Below are 18,301 nucleotides of genomic sequence, written 5' to 3'. Positions count from 1 at the left end.
ATGGCATTTGAAGGATTATCCGAACGCCTGCAAGGCACCATCCAAAAGATCAAAGGCAAAGGGAAAGTGTCCGAAGCAGACGTCAAAGAAATGATGCGCGAAGTTCGATTCGCCTTGATCGAAGCGGACGTCAACTTGAAAGTGATGAAGGAATTCATCAAGAAAGTCAGTGAGCGCGCAGTCGGGGAAGACGTCATGAAGAGTTTGACGCCAGGCCAGCAAGTCGTCAAGATCGTTCGTGATGAATTGACGGAGCTGATGGGCGGCGAACAAAGCAAAGTCGAATTCGCAACAAAGCAGCCGACAGTCATCATGATGGTCGGATTGCAAGGTGCCGGTAAAACGACGACGACAGGGAAGTTAGCTCACTTACTCCGCAAGAAGCATAACCGGAAGCCACTCCTTGTCGCTGCAGACGTTTACCGTCCGGCTGCTGTCCAGCAGCTTGAGACGATCGGCAAGCAGCTTGCGCTACCGGTCTTTTCGAAGGGAACGGACATTTCACCGGTCGAGATCGCACGCCAAGCAATCGAGTACGCGAAAGCGGAACATTTGGACACGGTATTGATCGATACAGCAGGTCGTCTTCATATCGATGAAGGCCTCATGCAGGAATTGAAAGATATCCGTGGGCTGAAAGAGCCTGACGAAGTGTTTCTTGTCGTCGATGCAATGACAGGGCAAGATGCAGTCAACGTTGCACAGAACTTCGACGAAGCAGTGGGCATCACTGGAGTCGTCTTGACGAAGCTTGATGGGGATACGCGAGGCGGAGCGGCGTTATCGATCCGGGCGGTCACGCAGAAGCCGATCAAGTTCGTCGGGATGGGTGAGAAGATGGACGCTCTCGAAGCATTCTATCCGGAGCGTATGGCTTCCCGAATTCTCGGGATGGGCGATATGCTGTCACTCATCGAGAAGGCACAGACGAACGTCGATGAAGAGAGAGCAAAAGAACTGGAAGAGAAGTTCCGTACTTCTTCCTTCACGTTCGATGACTTCCTCGAACAGATGTCCGAAGTGAAGAAGATGGGACCGCTTGATGAAATCCTCAAGATGATCCCGGGTGCCAATAAAATCAAAGGTTTGGAAAACGCCAAAGTCGATGAAGGGCAGATGGACCGGGTCGAAGCGATTATCCAATCCATGACGGCGCAGGAAAAAGTAACACCGGACATCATCAACGCCAATCGCAAGAAGCGGATTGCACGTGGATCCGGGACGTCGATCCAAGACGTCAACCGTCTATTGAAGCAATTCGATGACATGAAGAAGATGATGAAACAAATGTCCGGCATGAACCAGAAGGGCAAAAAGAAGATGGGAATGCCGGGCTTGGATTCCTTATTCAAGTAAGAAATACAGAAAAAATCAAGGTGTTAAGAAAAAATACTTTACAAAGCTTTAGAAGCTTGCTAATATAATATCTTGTGTGAAACTATTCGGAGGTGCTTTAATAATGGCAGTAAAAATTCGCTTAAAACGTATGGGAGCTAAAAGAACTCCTTTCTATCGTATCGTAGTAGCTGACTCACGTGCTCCACGTGACGGCCGTCAAATCCAGACAGTAGGAACTTACAACCCGTTGACAGTTCCAGCTGAAGTGAAAATTGATGAAGAACTAGCATTGAAATGGCTTCATGATGGCGCTAAACCATCTGACACTGTTCGCAACTTGTTCTCTCAAAACGGGATCATGGAGAAATTCCACAACGAAAAATTGAACAAATAAGGAGACTTTTTTATGAAGCAGCTGATTGAAAGCATCGTGAAACCGATTGTCGATCACCCGGATCATGTCCGGGTCGATAAAGAGGAAAATGCGAGCCGCATCGTTTACAAGCTTTCCGTGCATCAGGAAGATACAGGGAAAGTGATCGGTAAGCAAGGACGCGTAGCGAAAGCTATCCGTTCGATCGTGTATTCAGCAGCAGGGAGCCGTCATAAGAAAAGAACTTACGTCGATATCGTTGATTGACAAAAATGGAAGGAGCTCCGGTTCCTTCTTTTTTTTGTGAGAAAGTGATGACGGCGGATCACAAGGAGGTTGTATCCTATGGAATGGTTCAACGTAGGCAAAATAGTCAACACCCATGGCATCAGCGGAGAAGTGCGTGTGATCTCCAGTACCGACTTCCCCGAGGAGCGCTTTGCGGTCGGCTCGAAACTGGGTCTGTTCAAACCGGATGAGAAAAAGCCGATCATGGTCAAAATCACAAGCCATCGCAAGCATAAGAATTTCGACCTTGTCACATTCGAAGGGCATTTCAACATCAACCAAGTTGAAGGCTATCGGAATGCAATGTTGAAAGTATCTGAACACGAACTGGAAGATCTCGAAGAACATGCTTTCTATCACTACGAGATTCTCGGTTGCCAAGTGTTCACGCTTGAAGGCCGTGACATCGGCAAGGTCACTGAAATCCTTCAGACAGGCGCGAACGATGTGTGGGAAGTGACACCTGAACGTGGCAAGAAACACTACATCCCGTATATCGAAGCCATCGTGAAGCAAGTGGATCCGGATGAGAAGAAAATCATCATCGATCCGATGGAAGGACTGTTGTCCGAATGAGGATCAACGTCTTGACACTGTTTCCCGAAATGTTCGAAGGGGTCTTCGGTTCGTCCATGATGAAAAAAGCGCAAGACAAAGGCGCAGTTGAATTGAATGTTGACAACTTGCGTGAATACGCCGTCAACAAGCGTCAGGTCGATGATTATCCATTCGGTGGCGGTGCAGGTATGGTCTTGAAGCCGGAGCCCGTATTCGAAGCTGTAGAGACGATTTCGGCAGGTCGTACGCCACGCGTCATCCTTCTTTGCCCGCAAGGCGAACGTTTCACGCAGAAAAAAGCGGAAGAGCTTTCTGCAGAAGAAGACTTGATCTTCATTTGCGGTCATTACGAAGGCTACGATGAACGCATCCGCGAACATCTCGTCACCGATGAACTATCGGTCGGCGACTTCGTTCTGACTGGCGGGGAAATGGCGGCGTTGCCGATCATCGATAGCATCGTCCGTCTTCTGCCAGGTGTACTTGGCAACGCTGACTCACCCGTACTCGACTCCTTTTCGACCGGTCTTCTCGAACACCCACACTACACGCGTCCAGCCGATTTCAGAGGCTGGAAGGTACCGGACGTCCTGACATCCGGAAACCACGCGCGTGTCGATGCGTGGCGGGAAGAACAAACGTTGAAACGGACACTCAAGCGCCGTCCAGACCTTCTGGAGCAACTCGAGCTCACTCCGGCACAGAAAAAAGTGCTCCAGCGCCTAAAGGACGAGCGATAAGCGGTCTGCAAGTTTCTTATTCTTTTCTAAACGGAGTGAGGACGATACTAGCTGTCACCCCACACCACCTTTTGTGAAGAGATATGGAGTAAAAAAGCGGAGTTGCCTGCGGGACTAAGCGAAGTGCCGAGATCCACTTGGGCGAAGGTAGTGAGCACAAGTTAGCTAAACATTGGTCGGAGGTAGTCCGACCGATGTTTCTGCGACGAAGCAGCGCAGCGATGCAGGAGCACCGGTCCACCAGACCACCAGAACCGTAGCTTTTTTTATGGAATATCTCCCATCTCTAACTGAAAATCTTAATTTTCAAAATCCCAATTATTTTTTACAATCTAAGCCTTGCAAGCAGCAGGTAATAGTGGTAACATGGATTCTGTACTTTTATGTAAAGTACTAGATCACGGTGTTCCGCTGCGGCCATAGAATGCGTGCAAGAGCATCTGTAGAAGGAGAGAAAAACATGCAAAACATTATTGCAGAAATCACTAAAGAACAAATCCGTACAGATCTTCCTGACTTCCGTCCTGGGGACACTGTGCGCGTACACGTGAAAGTCGTCGAGGGTACACGTGAACGGATCCAGGTATATGAAGGAGTCGTTATCGGTCGTCGTGGAGGCGGAGTGAGCGAATCATTCACTGTCCGCAAAATCTCTTATGGTGTAGGCGTTGAACGTACGTTCCCTGTCAACACACCGAAGATCGCTCAACTTGAAGTGACTCGTCGCGGTAAAGTCCGTCGTGCGAAACTTTACTACTTGCGTGAACTACGCGGTAAAGCTGCACGCATCAAAGAACGTCGCTAATCATCAACACTGCAGAAGGAGGGGAATTCCCCTCTTTCTTTTTTTTTTGAAAAAAGAAGAAAAGTGATTGTCCGAGGTTGATTTGACGCGGTATTTTCTTTTGCTTAAAACGTCTTTTGCTTGTACAATGAAGACACACGGCATAGGTAGGAGGAACTGTTATGGAAACAGAAGTCAAGAAGAAGAATGAATTATGGGAATGGTCAAAGGCATTGCTGATCGCTTTCGGTTTGGCAGCGATTATCCGTTTTTTCTTTTTTACACCTATCGTAGTGGATGGAGAATCCATGATGCCGACGCTGGAGGATGGAGACCGGATGATCGTCAACAAGATCGGCTACACAGTCGGTGAGCCTGACCGGTACGATATCGTCGTCTTCCATGCGCCTGAAGAAAAAGACTACATCAAACGGATTATCGGATTGCCCGGTGATCACGTCGCTTACAAGGACGATCAACTATACATCAATGGCGAAGCGGTAGCGGAGCCATATTTGGATGAATACAAGATCGGTATCAGCGGGACATTGACAGAAGATTTCACGCTGGAAGAACGGATCGATCAGAGCACGATTCCGGAAGGGTTTGTTTTCGTAATGGGGGATAACCGCCGTTACAGTAAAGATAGCCGTCATATCGGGCTTGTTCCAATGGATGAAATCATCGGGAGTACGAATTTTATTTTTTGGCCGGTTGGAGAAGCTGGCGTTGTCAGATAAGGAGTGTTTGGAATGACCATTCAATGGTTTCCGGGTCACATGGCGAAAGCGCGGAGGGAAGTTACCGAAAAGCTGAAGCTGGTCGATATCATTTTCGAACTGGTGGATGCAAGGCTTCCACTATCCTCGCGCAATCCGATGATTGACCAAGTGACGCAACAAAAACCTCGCCTGATCATTTTGAACAAAATGGACACAGCGGACGAGAAAGAAACAAAGAAATGGATTTCGTATTTTGAGGAGCAAGGCCTCCGCGCTGTCGCACTCAATTCATTGGAAGGCAAAGGGCTGCAGGCAGTCACGAAAGCGTCCAAAGAAATCCTGGAAGAGAAATTCGACCGGATGAAAGCACGAGGCATCAAGCCGCGTGCAATCCGTGCGATGATCGTCGGCATTCCGAACGTCGGAAAATCGACGCTCATCAACCGCTTGGCGAAGAAGAGCTTGGCGAAGACCGGCAACATGCCTGGTGTCACAAAGGCCCAGCAATGGATCAAAGTCGGTAAAGAGATCGAACTGCTCGATACGCCAGGAATCCTTTGGCCGAAATTCGAAGATCCGGAGACGGGACTGAAGCTTGCAGTGACCGGTGCAATCAAAGACTCGGTCATCCAGATGCAGGAACTCGCAATCTATGCGCTGAAGTTCTTCGAGATGCATTACCCGGACCGCTTAGAAGCGCGTTACGGTATTGCCAACGTCGACGAAGACGTCGCAGTGACATTCGACATCATCGGCAAGAAGAGACATTGTCTCTATCCGAACGGTGAGACGGATTACGAAATGACTGCGGAAGTGATCGTCCGGGATGTCCGGAACCAGCACCTTGGTCGCGTGACATTCGATTTCAAAGACGAAATGACTGCAGAACAGCTTGAAGAAGAGAACTAGCAACAGAGCGCATAGCCGGGACGATTTGGCTGTGCGCTTTTTTTGGAGGGTGAAGGGATGAGTATTAGCGAAATACGGGCGAAGTTGAATGCCGCGGAAGAGTACGAGGAATGGATGCAGGAACTCGCGGAAGACCCGCGTAAAGGCGTCCAGACGCTTCTAGGAGCATGGCAGCGCAAGCAGCTCGCAAAACAGAAGGTCGCGGATGAATTAGCGGTGAAATTAGCGTTCGATGCATCATTTCGCGCTGCATCAGGACAATTGGTTGCGGGTACCGATGAAGCAGGACGCGGGCCACTTGCAGGACCTGTCGTGACAGCAGCGGTCATTTTGCCTGAAAATTGCCGAACGCTCATCGGCTTAGACGATTCGAAGCAATTGTCGAAAGTGAAGCGGGAAGCATTCGCAGATGAAGTAAGACGAGTTGCGATTAGCTACGCCGTCCATATCCAATCGGTGGAAGAAATCGACCGGCTCAATATATATGAAGCGACAAAGCAATCGATGGAAGCGTCAGTCGCCGCACTTTCCGTGCGGCCGGACGTAATCTTAGCTGATGCGATGCAGCTCCGTAGTGCGACTCCTTGTCATTCAATCATTAAAGGAGACGCGAAAAGTTTAGCAATCGCTGCTGCATCGGTTCTTGCGAAGACAGAGCGGGATCAGTTAATGGAAGCGTATGACGAGACATATCCAGGCTATGATTTCACGCGCCATGCAGGCTACGGGACGGCAGTTCATTTGGCGGCACTCGAACTGCTCGGGCCGAGTCCGATCCATCGGAAAACATTCGAACCGATCCGGTCGATGCAGAAGAATGCAAACTTATCCGACAAGATATGATGAGTGGAGGACGAAAAATTATATAAATTGAGATTAATAAATGGATTTTCCGATATTCCATAAAACAGCTCCGCGTCCAGTGCTTTTGCTCCTGCATCGCTTCGCTGCTTCGTCGCAGAAGAATGGACTGAACTTCCTTCAGCCCACTCTTAGCTAACTCTTAATCGCTACGCTCTCCAGAGTGGATCTCGACACTTCGCTATTCCACAGGAGTCTCCGCTGTTTTACTCCATATCTTCTCATAGATGATGAGGGGTGATATCTGGTGCCACCACACTTCATTAAGAAGAAAAAGCGGAAGGCGGCGACTCCTGCGGGAGTAGAGTAGTGATGAGACTCCGCAGGGATCGAAGGGACTGGGAGGCTCAAAGGGCAAAGATATGCTCCTGCATCGCTTCGCTAGCTTCGTCGCAAAGATGTTGACCGAACTACCTTCGTTCAACATCTTGCTCCCGCGGAAAGCGTCCGCCTGGAGCGATTTCTTGTAACTTTAAAAATACGAATTAATTAGTTCAACTTATATAAAAAAATGAGCCTGTGGACATTTAGTGTCAGGTTTATTACAATGATAGAGGTACGAAAATTATGAGATAGACGTTTGATTGGAGGACAAAAGATGAATATCCATGAATATCAGGGAAAACAGATCCTGAAACAGTATGGCGTAGCCGTTCCTGAAGGCCATGTCGCGTTCTCTCCTGAAGAAGCAGTGAAAGCTGCAAAAGAGCTTGGTACGGATGTTGTCGTAGTTAAAGCACAAATCCACGCAGGTGGCCGCGGCAAAGCTGGCGGGGTCAAAATTGCGAAAAACTTGGAAGACGTGCGTACTTATGCGAAGGAACTTCTAGGGAAAGTGCTAGTCACTCACCAAACTGGTCCTGAAGGGAAAGAAGTGAAACGCTTGTACGTTGAAGCGGGAAGCGACATCAAGAAAGAGTACTACCTTGGACTGGTTCTTGACCGCGAAACTTCACTTGTTACGTTGATGGGTTCTGAAGAAGGCGGAATGGACATCGAGGAAGTTGCTGCTAACACACCAGAGCGTATTTTCTATGAAGAAATCGATCCGGTTGTCGGCTTGTCTGGTTTCCAGGCTCGTCGTATGGCATTCAACATGAACATCCCAGCGAAATTGGTCAACAAAGCTTCTAAATTGATGCTTGGCCTTTACCAGGCGTATGTTGAGAAGGACGCGTCAATCGTTGAGATCAACCCACTTGTTGTCACTGGTGACGATCAAGTCGTAGCTCTTGATGCGAAGTTCAACTTTGATGGTAACGCATTGTACCGTCATCAAGACATCATGGAAATGCGTGATTACGATGAGGAAGATCCGAAAGAAATCGAAGCTTCTAAATATGACTTGAGCTACATCTCTCTTGATGGGAATATCGGTTGTATGGTCAACGGTGCTGGTCTTGCGATGGCAACGATGGACACGATCAACTACTACGGCGGAACACCCGCTAACTTCCTTGACGTTGGGGGCGGTGCGACAGCTGAGAAAGTAACTGAGGCATTCAAAATCATCTTGTCTGACCAGAATGTTAAAGGAATCTTTGTCAACATCTTCGGTGGAATCATGAAGTGTGACATTATCGCAGAAGGCGTTATTCAAGCAGCGAAAGAAGTTAGCTTGCAAGTACCACTTGTTGTCCGTCTTGAAGGAACAAACGTGGAACTTGGTAAGAAATTGCTGAATGAATCCGGTCTTGATATTGTTGCAGCAGGCACGATGGCCGATGGCGCGAAAAAAATCGTAGAACTTGTAGGCTAAAGAAGGGCAGGGACAAACATGAGCGTATATATTAATAAAGACACAAAAGTGCTTGTACAAGGAATTACAGGGTCGACTGCCCTTTTCCATACAAAGCAAATGCTAGAATACGGCACGAAAATCGTTGCTGGGGTTACTCCTGGTAAAGGCGGCACTGAAGCAGAAGGCGTTCCAGTCTTCAACACAGTGGAAGATGCTGTCAAGGCAACAGGCGCTAACGTATCAGTCATCTATGTTCCAGCTCCATTTGCAGCAGATGCAATCTTGGAAGCAGTGGACGCAGACCTTGATATGGCAATCTGTATCACTGAGCATATCCCAGTACTTGATATGGTTAAAGTGAAACGTTACATGGAAGGCAAAAAGACACGTCTTGTCGGTCCGAACTGCCCTGGCGTCATCACGCCGGATGAGTGTAAGATCGGGATCATGCCTGGTTATATCCATAAAAAAGGTCATGTCGGCGTTGTTTCACGTTCCGGTACACTGACGTATGAAGCGACTCACCAGTTGTCACAAGAAGGAATCGGTCAATCTACTGCTGTAGGTATCGGCGGAGATCCAGTCAACGGGACGAACTTCATCGATGTATTGAAAGCGTTCAACGAAGACGAAGACACACTAGCTGTTGTCATGATCGGTGAAATCGGTGGAACTGCTGAAGAAGAAGCAGCTGCATGGGTGAAAGAGAACATGACGAAACCGGTTGTCGGCTTCATCGGCGGACAAACTGCTCCTGAAGGGAAACGCATGGGCCATGCCGGTGCGATCATCTCAGGCGGTAAAGGTACAGCTGCAGACAAGATCAAAGCGATGAACGCTGCTGGTATCGAAGTGGCGGATACGCCATCGGTTATCGGTGAAACGTTGATCAAAGTGATCAAAGAAAAAGGTCTATACGACCAGTGTAAAACTCACTGATCCAATGATCGGTGCAGCAGGCGGAGAAACGAATGAACCTCTCCGCCTGTTTTTTGTACACTTTTCGAAAAAACTTTCTATTCAGAAAAAGGAGGCTTCTATGACGATGAGTTTTGAAGAAAGACTACTGGCATTTCATTATGTACATCCCCGCCCATTAAACAAGTGGAAAGGGCTGCTTGAGCATGATCCTGAACTGAAGCTGTTCCAGGACTGGTCACTCCGAAAGCTCGCATTTTGCCTGAACACTCAGGAGTCGCAAGCTGCACGTATTCTGCAGGCGTACCGCCGCGCAATCACTATGCCGCTCACCGCTTCCTACGAAAAACACTTCATCAAACCTATCTCCTATTTACACCCTGCTTATCCCAAAAGCTTGACGGAATTGATTGACCCGCCTATCATACTGTATGCAAAAGGGAAAATTGGATTACTCGAGACGAAGAGAAGAATCGCGGTAATTGGATCAAGGAAAGCATCTTCTTATTCAATGAAGGCGATCGAGACGATTTTGCCCCCGCTCGTCGAAGGCGGCTTCGCAATCGTCAGCGGATTGGCGAAAGGCGCAGATGCCATGGCGCATCAGCAGGCGATCGACCTCGGCGGACAGACGATCGCGGTGATCGGGAGTGGTTTCTTGCACCCTTATCCAGCAGTCAACAATGCACTGTTCAAGGAAATCACTGAAAGTCACCTCTGTCTCACGGAGTATCCACCTTACGTAAAGCCTGAGAAGTGGCATTTCCCGATGAGGAACCGCATCATCAGCGGCTTGTCTGAAGGGATCATCGTGACGGAAGCCGAGAATCGGAGTGGGACGATGAGCACGATCGAACACGCACTGGATCATGGAAAAGAGATCTTTGCCGTGCCGGGATCGATCTTTTCTCCACTGTCGGGCGGGCCGCATAAGCTGATCGAAGAAGGTGCAAAGCCGGTATGGAATGGTTTTCAAGTGCTTGCCGAACTTCGTGTAAATTGATTGGGAAAACAGGAAAGAAAAAGGAAAGCCTTGCATTAACTGAAAATCTATTATACATTTTGCACAGGCTAATTAACGCAACAAGAGAAACGAGTACCTCTATGGGGAGGAAAGATGATGGCGGATTATTTGGTGATCGTTGAGTCACCCGCTAAAGCGAAAACAATCGAACGTTATTTAGGGAAGAAGTATAAAGTACGGGCATCACTCGGTCATTTAATCGATTTGCCGCGCAGTACGATGGCAATTGATACAGAAAATAATTACCAGCCGCGCTATATTACGATCCGCGGCAAAGGCCCGATCCTGCAGGAACTGAAAAAAGAAGCGAAGAAATCGAAGAAAGTATTTCTCGCGGCTGACCCCGACAGAGAGGGAGAGGCGATCGCTTGGCACTTGGCTACAGCACTTGGCATTGATCCCTCAACAGAATGCCGCGTGGTCTTCAACGAAATCACGAAAGATGCGATCAAGGATTCCTTTAAGAATCCGCGATCGATCGATATGGATCTCGTCGATGCACAGCAAGCGCGCCGTATCCTGGACCGTCTCGTCGGTTACAGCATCAGTCCGCTGCTTTGGAAGAAAGTCAAAAAAGGATTATCTGCGGGACGCGTACAATCCGTTGCACTCCGCATGATCATCGATCGTGAAAACGAAATTAAGAACTTTGAGCCGGAAGAATACTGGTCGATCACTGGACAATTCGAGAAATCCGCGAAGAATTTCGAAGCATCATTTTACGGAAGTCCGGATGAGAAACTACAATTAAAGAATGAAGAAGACGTCAAGAAAGTCATGGCTACAATCAAAGGTGACGCATTTACAGTCAACCGCGTCGTGAAAAAAGAGAGAAAGAGAAATCCTTCCCCTTCGTTTACAACTTCATCCCTCCAACAGGAAGCTGCCCGCAAGTTGAACTTCCGAGCGAAGAAGACGATGATGCTCGCACAGCAATTGTATGAAGGAATTTCCGTCGGCAAAGAAGGCGTGACCGGTTTGATCACATACATGCGGACGGATTCCACGCGTATTTCGGATACGGCGAAAGGGGAAGCGGTCGCATTCGTCAACGAAACGTACGGTGAAGAGTTTGTGACGACAGCGACGGCCAAGAAGCAGAGTTCGAAATCACAGGATGCGCACGAAGCGGTCCGTCCGACAAGCGTACGCCGCACACCGGAGTCGCTTAAAAGCATCCTGTCACGCGATCTGTACCGTCTCTACAAATTGATATGGGAACGCTTCGTCGCGAGTCAAATGTCGCCAGCAGTACTGGACACGGTCATGGCTGAGCTCCAGAACGGTGAAGCGGTATTCCGTGCGAACGGCTCGCAAGTGAAATTCCCAGGCTTCATGAAGCTCTACGTTGAAGGCACGGATGATAAGGAAGAAATGAAAGACAACATCCTGCCGGAAATGGAAGAAGGCGATACAGTCAAAGCGCTCGATATCGAACCGAAGCAGCATTTCACGCAGCCACCTCCCCGTTATACGGAAGCGCGGCTCGTCAAAACGCTGGAAGAACTCGGAATAGGACGTCCGTCTACGTATGCGCCGACGCTTGATACAATCCAGCGCCGCGGGTATGTTACACTGGATGCGAAACGCTTCATTCCGACGGAGCTCGGTGAAATCGTCCACGGCTTAGTCGTCGAATTCTTCCCTGGCATCGTCAACATCGAATTCACTTCCAAGATGGAGTCCGATCTGGACGGCGTCGAGGAAGGCATCAAGGAATGGGTGCAAGTCATCGATGAGTTTTACAAAGACTTCGAGAAAAACGTCGAGCTGGCTGAGAATGAGATGGAGAAAGTCCAGATCAAAGATGAGCCGGCAGGCGAGGATTGCGAAAAATGTGGCTCCGCGATGGTCTACAAACTGGGACGCTATGGCAAATTCATGGCATGCAGCAATTTCCCGGAATGCCGCAACACGAAAGCCATCGTCAAATACATCGGTGTGAAATGTCCGACATGCAAAGAAGGAGAAATCGTCGAGCGCAAGAGCAAGAAGCGCCGCATCTTCTATGGCTGCGACCGCTATCCGGAATGTGAATTCGTCTCCTGGGACAAACCGATCGAACGGCCATGTCCGAAATGCGAGCAGCTGCTCGTCGAAAAGAAAGTCAAAAAAGGCGTACAGATCCAATGTACGGAATGTGAATATAAAGAAGAAGTCCAATAACGAACAAAGAAGAGGTGCTTGACTATGACACAAGTAGTAAATGTAATTGGTGCCGGACTTGCCGGCAGTGAAGCAGCGTGGCAGATCGCGAAAAGAGGCGTGAAGGTGCGGCTATATGAAATGCGTCCGGTCAAACAGACGCCAGCGCATCATACCGACAAATTTGCCGAGCTTGTGTGCAGTAACTCGTTACGTGCCAATTCATTGACGAATGCGGTCGGCGTCATCAAAGAAGAAATGCGCCATTTAGATTCAGTCATCATCGAAGCGGCCGACAAAGCGTCGGTTCCCGCTGGCGGAGCGCTTGCGGTCGACCGGCATGAATTCGCCGGTGCAGTCACGGAAAAAGTCCGTAACCACCCGCTTGTAGAAGTCATCAACGAAGAAGTGACGGAAATTCCGGAAGGCATCACGATCATCGCGACCGGTCCATTGACATCTCCGGCACTCGCCGAAAAAGTACGTGAGCTGACTGGCCAGGACTACTTATACTTCTACGATGCTGCAGCTCCGATCATCGAGAAAGACAGCATCGACATGGACAAAGTGTACTTGAAATCACGCTATGACAAAGGTGAAGCGGCTTACTTGAACTGTCCGATGACGAAAGAAGAGTTCGATCGGTTCCGCACAGCGTTAGTGGAAGCGGAAGTAGTCCCGCTGAAAGAATTCGAAAAAGAGATTTACTTCGAAGGCTGTATGCCGATCGAAGTGATGGCTGCCCGCGGAGAGAAAACATTGACATTCGGTCCGATGAAGCCGGTCGGACTGGAAGATCCGCGAACAGGCAAACGCCCGTATGCAGTCGTCCAGCTTCGCCAAGACGACGCTGCAGGCACCCTTTACAACATTGTCGGATTCCAGACACATTTGAAATGGGGCCCACAAAAAGAAGTGGTAAGGATGATCCCAGGGCTTGAAAACGTCGAAATCGTCCGTTACGGTGTCATGCACCGCAACACGTTCATCAACTCGCCGCGTGTCTTGAAACCGACGTACCAGTTGAAAGCGAACGAAAACATCTTCTTCGCTGGACAAATGACCGGGGTCGAAGGATATGTGGAATCTGCAGGCAGCGGCTTGCTTGCAGGCATCAACGCAGCGAAACTGGCACTTGGGGAAGAGTTGTCGGTCCTGCCTGCAGAAACGGCGCTTGGTAGTATGGCTCGTTACATCACAGAAGCTGACGGTGAAAACTTCCAGCCGATGAACATCAACTTCGGACTGTTCCCCGACCTCGGTGAACGCATCAAGTCCAAGCAGGAACGTGCTGAGAAACATGCAGAACGTGCACTGGATGCAATTCGTAATTATGTGAATACGGTGACGGTTTAATTGAAAAAAGCCTCTAAAGCTTGTTATACTTTAGAGGCTTTTATTGTGGTTGAAAATGGAGGGCTGCTCAATTGGACAAACAGGAGATGCTGTCATCTTTCAAAACATATATTCAGCTTGAGAAAAACTATTCAGAGCACACCATCCGCCAGTATGAAAAAGACTTGGAGGATTTTTTTCTGTTTTTGCACGGTGAAGGCATCGAGAGAATCGAAGAGGTCGAGTATTTACATGCAAGAAACTATATGACGAAGCTGTATCATGTGAAACTTGCGCGGACGACCGTGTCGCGGAAAATTTCTTCTATCCGGTCGTTTTACCGCTTTGCGAACCGGGAATTCGGCTTGAGTGAGGAAGCATTCCGTTCGTTGTACCATCCGAAAAAAGAGGAGCGGCTTCCGCAATTTTTCTATGAAGAAGAGATGGAGACCTTATTCAATTCCTTGCAGGGACCGGAGCCGTTGACTGTACGAAACCGGGCACTCGTGGAATTGCTGTATGCGACAGGAATGCGGGTGAGTGAGTGCATGGCGATCCGGCTGAAGGACCTGGACCGCGTCGTGCAGATCGTCAAAGTGACGGGGAAGGGAAGGAAGGAACGGTTCATCCCTTACGGCCAGTTCGCCCACGATGCGCTGGAACAATACATGGAGACCGCTCGTCCTAAGTTGATGAAACGGAAAGAACACGACTTCCTGTTCGTCAACAGCCGCGGGGAAGCGCTGACGGACCGCGGTGTGCGGCACATCTTGAACGAATGCATGAAGAAGGCTTCACTAAACTCCACCATTTACCCGCACATGATGCGGCATACATTTGCAACTCACCTGTTGAATAACGGGGCGGACATGCGGACGGTCCAGGAATTGCTTGGCCACTCGCACCTCAGTTCGACACAAGTGTATACGCACGTGACGAAAGAACACTTGCGCAACACATACTTGAAAACCCATCCAAGAGCCTAGGAGGAAAATATACATGGAACAATTTCACTCAACAACGATCTTTGCAGTACAGCACAATGGGAAAAGCGCGATGTCCGGTGACGGTCAAGTGACGCTCGGCAACTCAGTCGTCATGAAGCATACCGCGAAGAAAGTCCGGAGAATGTTCAACGGAAAAGTACTCGCAGGATTCGCGGGAACAGTAGCGGACGCGTTCACTTTGTTCGAAATGTTCGAAGGAAAGCTCGGTGAGTACAACGGCAACTTGCAACGCGCTGCCGTAGAACTTGCAAAACAATGGCGCGGAGATAAGATGCTGCGTCAGCTGGAGGCGATGATCATCGTCATGAACGAAGAAACAATGCTGCTTGTCTCCGGTACAGGTGAAGTGATCGAGCCGGACGACGGCATTCTTGCAATCGGGTCAGGTGGTAACTATGCGCTTGCGGCCGGCCGCGCACTGAAAAAGTATGCTGGAGACAATTTGGACGCTGCGACAATCGCACAGTCAGCGCTTGAAACAGCAGCCGACATCTGTGTCTTCACGAATCATCAAATCATACTGGAGGAACTGTGAACATGAAAAACCAGATGCAATTAACACCGCGTCAAATCACGGAACACCTGGATAAATACATCATTGGCCAAAAAGATGCGAAGCGCGCGATCGCCGTATCACTACGGAACCGCTACCGCCGCAGCTTGCTGGATGAAGAGATCCGCGACGAAATCATTCCGAAGAACATTCTTATGATCGGGCCGACCGGTGTAGGGAAGACAGAAATCGCCCGGCGCATCGCCAAATTGACCGGTGCACCGTTCATCAAAGTCGAAGCGACGAAGTTCACGGAAGTCGGCTATGTCGGCCGCGACGTCGAATCGATGGTGCGTGACTTGGTTGAAGCCTCGATCCGCATCGTCAAAGAAGAGAAGTTCGATGAAGTGAAAGAGAAGGCGCAAGCTGCTGCGAACAAACGGATCATCAAACTGCTTGCCCCGTCGACTCGTAAGAAACAACAAACCCAAAATCCATTCGAAATGCTCTTTGGTCAAAACGGTGAACAGCAGCAAGAGGAAGATCCGAATGCGGAAGTGGAAGTGCGGGTGAAACGTCGGGAACTGTCGGAAGATTTGGCAGCCGGGAAATTGGAAGACCAATGGGTGACGATTGAGGTGGCAGAAAGTATGCCTTCCATGTTTGACGCACTGCAAGGTTCGGGAATGGAACAAATGGGAGCTAATATGCAAGATGCGCTATCTTCCTTCATGCCGAAAAAGAAAAAGAAACGCCGTGTACAAGTGAAAGAAGCGAGAAAGCTACTCACTGCTGAAGAATCGGCTAAGCTGATCGATGATGAAGAACTCGCGGCTGAAGCGATTCAACGCGCTGAGCAACAAGGGATCATCTTCATCGATGAAATGGATAAAATCGCAAGCAAGAACAACTCATCCTCTGCGGATGTTTCCAGAGAAGGCGTACAGCGCGACATCCTCCCAATTGTCGAAGGATCGACGGTCTCGACAAAATATGGAGCGGTCAAGACGGACTATATGCTATTCGTAGCAGCGGGGGCATTTCACATGTCCAAGCCCTCTGACCTCATTCCTGAACTGCAAGGGCGCTTCCCGATCCGGGTCGAACTGCAGAAATTGGAAGTGGGAGATTTCGTCCAAATTTTGACAGAGCCGAAACATTCTCTGATTAACCAGTATAAAGAACTTCTCAAAACAGAAGGAATTGTGATAAACTTCACTGATGCGTCAATTGTCAGACTTGCTGAAACCGCATTTGAAGTGAACCAGGACACTGATAACATCGGTGCTCGTCGTCTGCATACGATTCTCGAACGACTCCTTGAGGAACTTTCTTTTGAAGCTTCCGAAATTGCGCCTGCCGAAATCCACATCACGCCGCAGTATGTGGACGAAAAGCTGGCAAATGTGGCGAAGAACAAAGATTTGTCACAATTTATTTTGTAAAATGATGCAAAACAGTTCCCTTAAGTAGTAAAAACCTTTAGAATATTTAATAAATACACTAATGTTACCGTAGGAGGAAAATGTCAATGAACTTATTAGACAAAACAAGACAAATTAACGCAATGCTACAAGAAGCTGGTGGGAAACCGGTAAACTTTAAAGACATGGCAGAAACGTTGAGCGAAGTAATCGAATCGAACGTTTTCGTCGTCAGCCGAAAAGGGAAAGTCCTCGGCTATGCAATCAACCAACAGATCGAGAACGAACGGATGAAAGGCATGTTGGAAGAACGTCAATTCCCAACAGAGTACACACAAAATCTTTCGAGCGTCACAGAAACATCTGCGAACCTTGACGTTAACAGCGAGCACACAATCTTCCCGATCGAAGAGCGCGAACTGTTCGAAGAAGGTCTTACAACAATCGTCCCAATTAACGGTGGCGGAGAGCGTCTTGGAACATTGCTTCTGGGCCGTGTAAAAGACGTATTCCAGGATGACGATCTGATCCTTGGCGAGTACGGTGCAACAGTGGTTGGAATGGAAATCCTCCGCGAAAAAGGCGACCGCATCGAAGAAGAAGCACGCAGCAAAGCAGTCGTCCAAATGGCGATCTCGTCACTTTCTTACAGTGAGCTTGAAGCGATCGAGCACATCTTCGAAGAACTTGATGGCAGCGAAGGACTTCTCGTCGCTTCTAAAATCGCTGACCGTGTTGGAATCACACGTTCAGTAATCGTCAACGCACTCCGCAAACTTGAAAGTGCTGGCGTTATCGAATCACGTTCACTTGGAATGAAAGGGACATATATCAAAGTATTGAACCAAAAATTCCTTGCTGAGCTTGAACAGCTTAAAATGAACTAATCCACAAAACTAAAGGACCGTTCCGAAAAGTCATGAACTATGACTTCTTCGGGGCGGTCTTTTTTGTTTCTGATGGAAGATGGGAGGAGAATAGAAGGCTGACCTGCATTCCAGAGTATCGCGAGTTGGAGACGCGGTACTGAGCCTCATCGGTCGCTTTCGCAACCTGCGGGGTCTCCAAGAGTCGCTCATTCGCTGTGCTCCTTCACTGCTCCTCCGGCACGCTCGATCTTCCATTCCGGCTCAGCTCGTTTGATAATAAGAGTTTCATAGGATTTCAGGGAGTGGTATGATCCCAGCATACGGTGCCTTCGTCGCTTCCTACTAGAAGGTGTCGGGTATTATGTGGGCGAGTTCAGGTGTGGTCGAGCATAACTGAGCTGGTGTTTCGTGTGGGGTGAACTAGAGATCAGCTGACCTGCATTCCAGAGTTTCACGTGCTGGAGGAGCAAACCCGAGCCTCCTCGGTTGCTTGCGCAACCTGTGGGGTCTCGGATTCACTCTAATACTCCGGCACGTTCACTCTTCCATTCCGGCTCAGCTCGTTCGAGAATTGTGGTTTATATAGAATTTCAGTGATTGGGATGATCCCTGCATAGGATGCCTTTGTCGCTTCCTACTAGAAGGTGTCCGGTGTTAGCGGGCAAGTTCAGCTGGCATACTCATCCTGGAGTTAGTCGCGACTCGCAGTTTTTGCACTTAATAATGAGCAGGTCGATTCCGCTTCTCGCACCTTATGAGTATGCAGTCCTAT

General features: G+C 48.9%; 18 protein-coding genes. All 18 read left to right on the top strand.

All coding sequences use genetic code 11. The features are described 5' to 3' along the window. The 18 genes from ffh to codY all read left to right on the top strand — a co-directional run bounded on the left by ffh (window position 1) and on the right by codY (window position 17,547). Window positions 1-1,356, top strand: coding sequence for a signal recognition particle protein (gene ffh, locus GIW82_RS04300; RefSeq protein ID WP_154748654.1), 1,356 nt, complete (start codon window positions 1-3; stop codon window positions 1,354-1,356). Between the two features lie 103 nt (window positions 1,357-1,459). Continuing rightward, complete coding sequence (gene rpsP / locus GIW82_RS04295; RefSeq protein WP_154748653.1) at window positions 1,460-1,732, top strand: 30S ribosomal protein S16; 273 nt, start codon at window positions 1,460-1,462, stop codon at window positions 1,730-1,732. Window positions 1,733-1,744: 12 nt separating this feature from the next. After that, window positions 1,745-1,978, top strand: coding sequence for a KH domain-containing protein (locus tag GIW82_RS04290; RefSeq protein ID WP_154748652.1), 234 nt, complete (start codon window positions 1,745-1,747; stop codon window positions 1,976-1,978). Window positions 1,979-2,056: 78 nt separating this feature from the next. Beyond that, window positions 2,057-2,575 carry a ribosome maturation factor RimM gene (gene rimM, locus GIW82_RS04285; RefSeq protein WP_154748651.1) on the top strand — a complete coding sequence of 173 codons (519 nt, stop codon included), beginning with the start codon at window positions 2,057-2,059 and terminating at the stop codon, window positions 2,573-2,575. Next, window positions 2,572-3,297 carry a tRNA (guanosine(37)-N1)-methyltransferase TrmD gene (gene trmD, locus GIW82_RS04280; RefSeq protein WP_154748650.1) on the top strand — a complete coding sequence of 242 codons (726 nt, stop codon included), beginning with the start codon at window positions 2,572-2,574 and terminating at the stop codon, window positions 3,295-3,297. The genes rimM and trmD overlap by 4 nt, the downstream gene beginning before the upstream one ends. Window positions 3,298-3,757: 460 nt before the next feature. Then, window positions 3,758-4,102: a 50S ribosomal protein L19 gene (rplS, locus tag GIW82_RS04275; RefSeq protein WP_154748649.1), complete on the top strand. Its 345-nt coding sequence runs from the start codon at window positions 3,758-3,760 to the stop codon at window positions 4,100-4,102. 161 nt (window positions 4,103-4,263) lie between these two features. Continuing rightward, on the top strand, window positions 4,264-4,821 hold the full coding sequence (lepB, locus tag GIW82_RS04270) for a signal peptidase I (RefSeq protein ID WP_154748648.1): 558 nt from the start codon (window positions 4,264-4,266) through the stop codon (window positions 4,819-4,821). A gap of 12 nt (window positions 4,822-4,833) precedes the next feature. Continuing rightward, a complete protein-coding gene (ylqF, locus tag GIW82_RS04265; RefSeq protein WP_154748647.1) occupies window positions 4,834-5,712 on the top strand; it encodes a ribosome biogenesis GTPase YlqF in 879 nt (292 codons plus the stop codon). A gap of 57 nt (window positions 5,713-5,769) precedes the next feature. Continuing rightward, complete coding sequence (locus GIW82_RS04260; RefSeq protein ID WP_154748646.1) at window positions 5,770-6,555, top strand: ribonuclease HII; 786 nt, start codon at window positions 5,770-5,772, stop codon at window positions 6,553-6,555. Between the two features lie 616 nt (window positions 6,556-7,171). Further along, complete coding sequence (gene sucC, locus GIW82_RS04255; RefSeq protein WP_154748645.1) at window positions 7,172-8,332, top strand: ADP-forming succinate--CoA ligase subunit beta; 1,161 nt, start codon at window positions 7,172-7,174, stop codon at window positions 8,330-8,332. 18 nt (window positions 8,333-8,350) lie between these two features. Continuing rightward, window positions 8,351-9,253: a succinate--CoA ligase subunit alpha gene (gene sucD / locus GIW82_RS04250; RefSeq protein WP_154748644.1), complete on the top strand. Its 903-nt coding sequence runs from the start codon at window positions 8,351-8,353 to the stop codon at window positions 9,251-9,253. Between the two features lie 106 nt (window positions 9,254-9,359). Continuing rightward, window positions 9,360-10,235 carry a DNA-processing protein DprA gene (dprA, locus tag GIW82_RS04245; protein WP_370455996.1) on the top strand — a complete coding sequence of 292 codons (876 nt, stop codon included), beginning with the start codon at window positions 9,360-9,362 and terminating at the stop codon, window positions 10,233-10,235. 117 nt (window positions 10,236-10,352) lie between these two features. Beyond that, window positions 10,353-12,422 carry a type I DNA topoisomerase gene (gene topA, locus GIW82_RS04240; protein ID WP_154748642.1) on the top strand — a complete coding sequence of 690 codons (2,070 nt, stop codon included), beginning with the start codon at window positions 10,353-10,355 and terminating at the stop codon, window positions 12,420-12,422. A 24-nt stretch (window positions 12,423-12,446) separates the two neighbouring features. After that, complete coding sequence (trmFO, locus tag GIW82_RS04235) at window positions 12,447-13,757, top strand: FADH(2)-oxidizing methylenetetrahydrofolate--tRNA-(uracil(54)-C(5))-methyltransferase TrmFO (protein ID WP_154748641.1); 1,311 nt, start codon at window positions 12,447-12,449, stop codon at window positions 13,755-13,757. 86 nt (window positions 13,758-13,843) lie between these two features. Continuing rightward, window positions 13,844-14,722, top strand: a complete 879-nt coding sequence (xerC, locus tag GIW82_RS04230) for a tyrosine recombinase XerC (protein WP_195914002.1) — start codon at window positions 13,844-13,846, stop codon at window positions 14,720-14,722. A 13-nt stretch (window positions 14,723-14,735) separates the two neighbouring features. Then, window positions 14,736-15,278 (top strand): ATP-dependent protease subunit HslV, encoded by a 543-nt coding sequence (gene hslV / locus GIW82_RS04225; RefSeq protein WP_154748639.1) that lies wholly within the window; start codon window positions 14,736-14,738, stop codon window positions 15,276-15,278. Window positions 15,279-15,280: 2 nt separating this feature from the next. Beyond that, on the top strand, window positions 15,281-16,681 hold the full coding sequence (hslU, locus tag GIW82_RS04220; RefSeq protein ID WP_154748638.1) for an ATP-dependent protease ATPase subunit HslU: 1,401 nt from the start codon (window positions 15,281-15,283) through the stop codon (window positions 16,679-16,681). An 86-nt stretch (window positions 16,682-16,767) separates the two neighbouring features. After that, on the top strand, window positions 16,768-17,547 hold the full coding sequence (gene codY / locus GIW82_RS04215; protein ID WP_154748637.1) for a GTP-sensing pleiotropic transcriptional regulator CodY: 780 nt from the start codon (window positions 16,768-16,770) through the stop codon (window positions 17,545-17,547). Window positions 17,548-18,301: the final 754 nt, after the last annotated feature.

Origin of the sequence: Planomicrobium sp. YIM 101495 (assembly GCF_009707665.1) — a bacterium.
Classification (GTDB): Bacteria; Bacillota; Bacilli; order Bacillales_A; family Planococcaceae; genus Planococcus.
The sequence above is the reverse complement of the archived record's forward strand: the minus strand, read 5'-3'. Positions and strand labels throughout refer to the sequence as shown.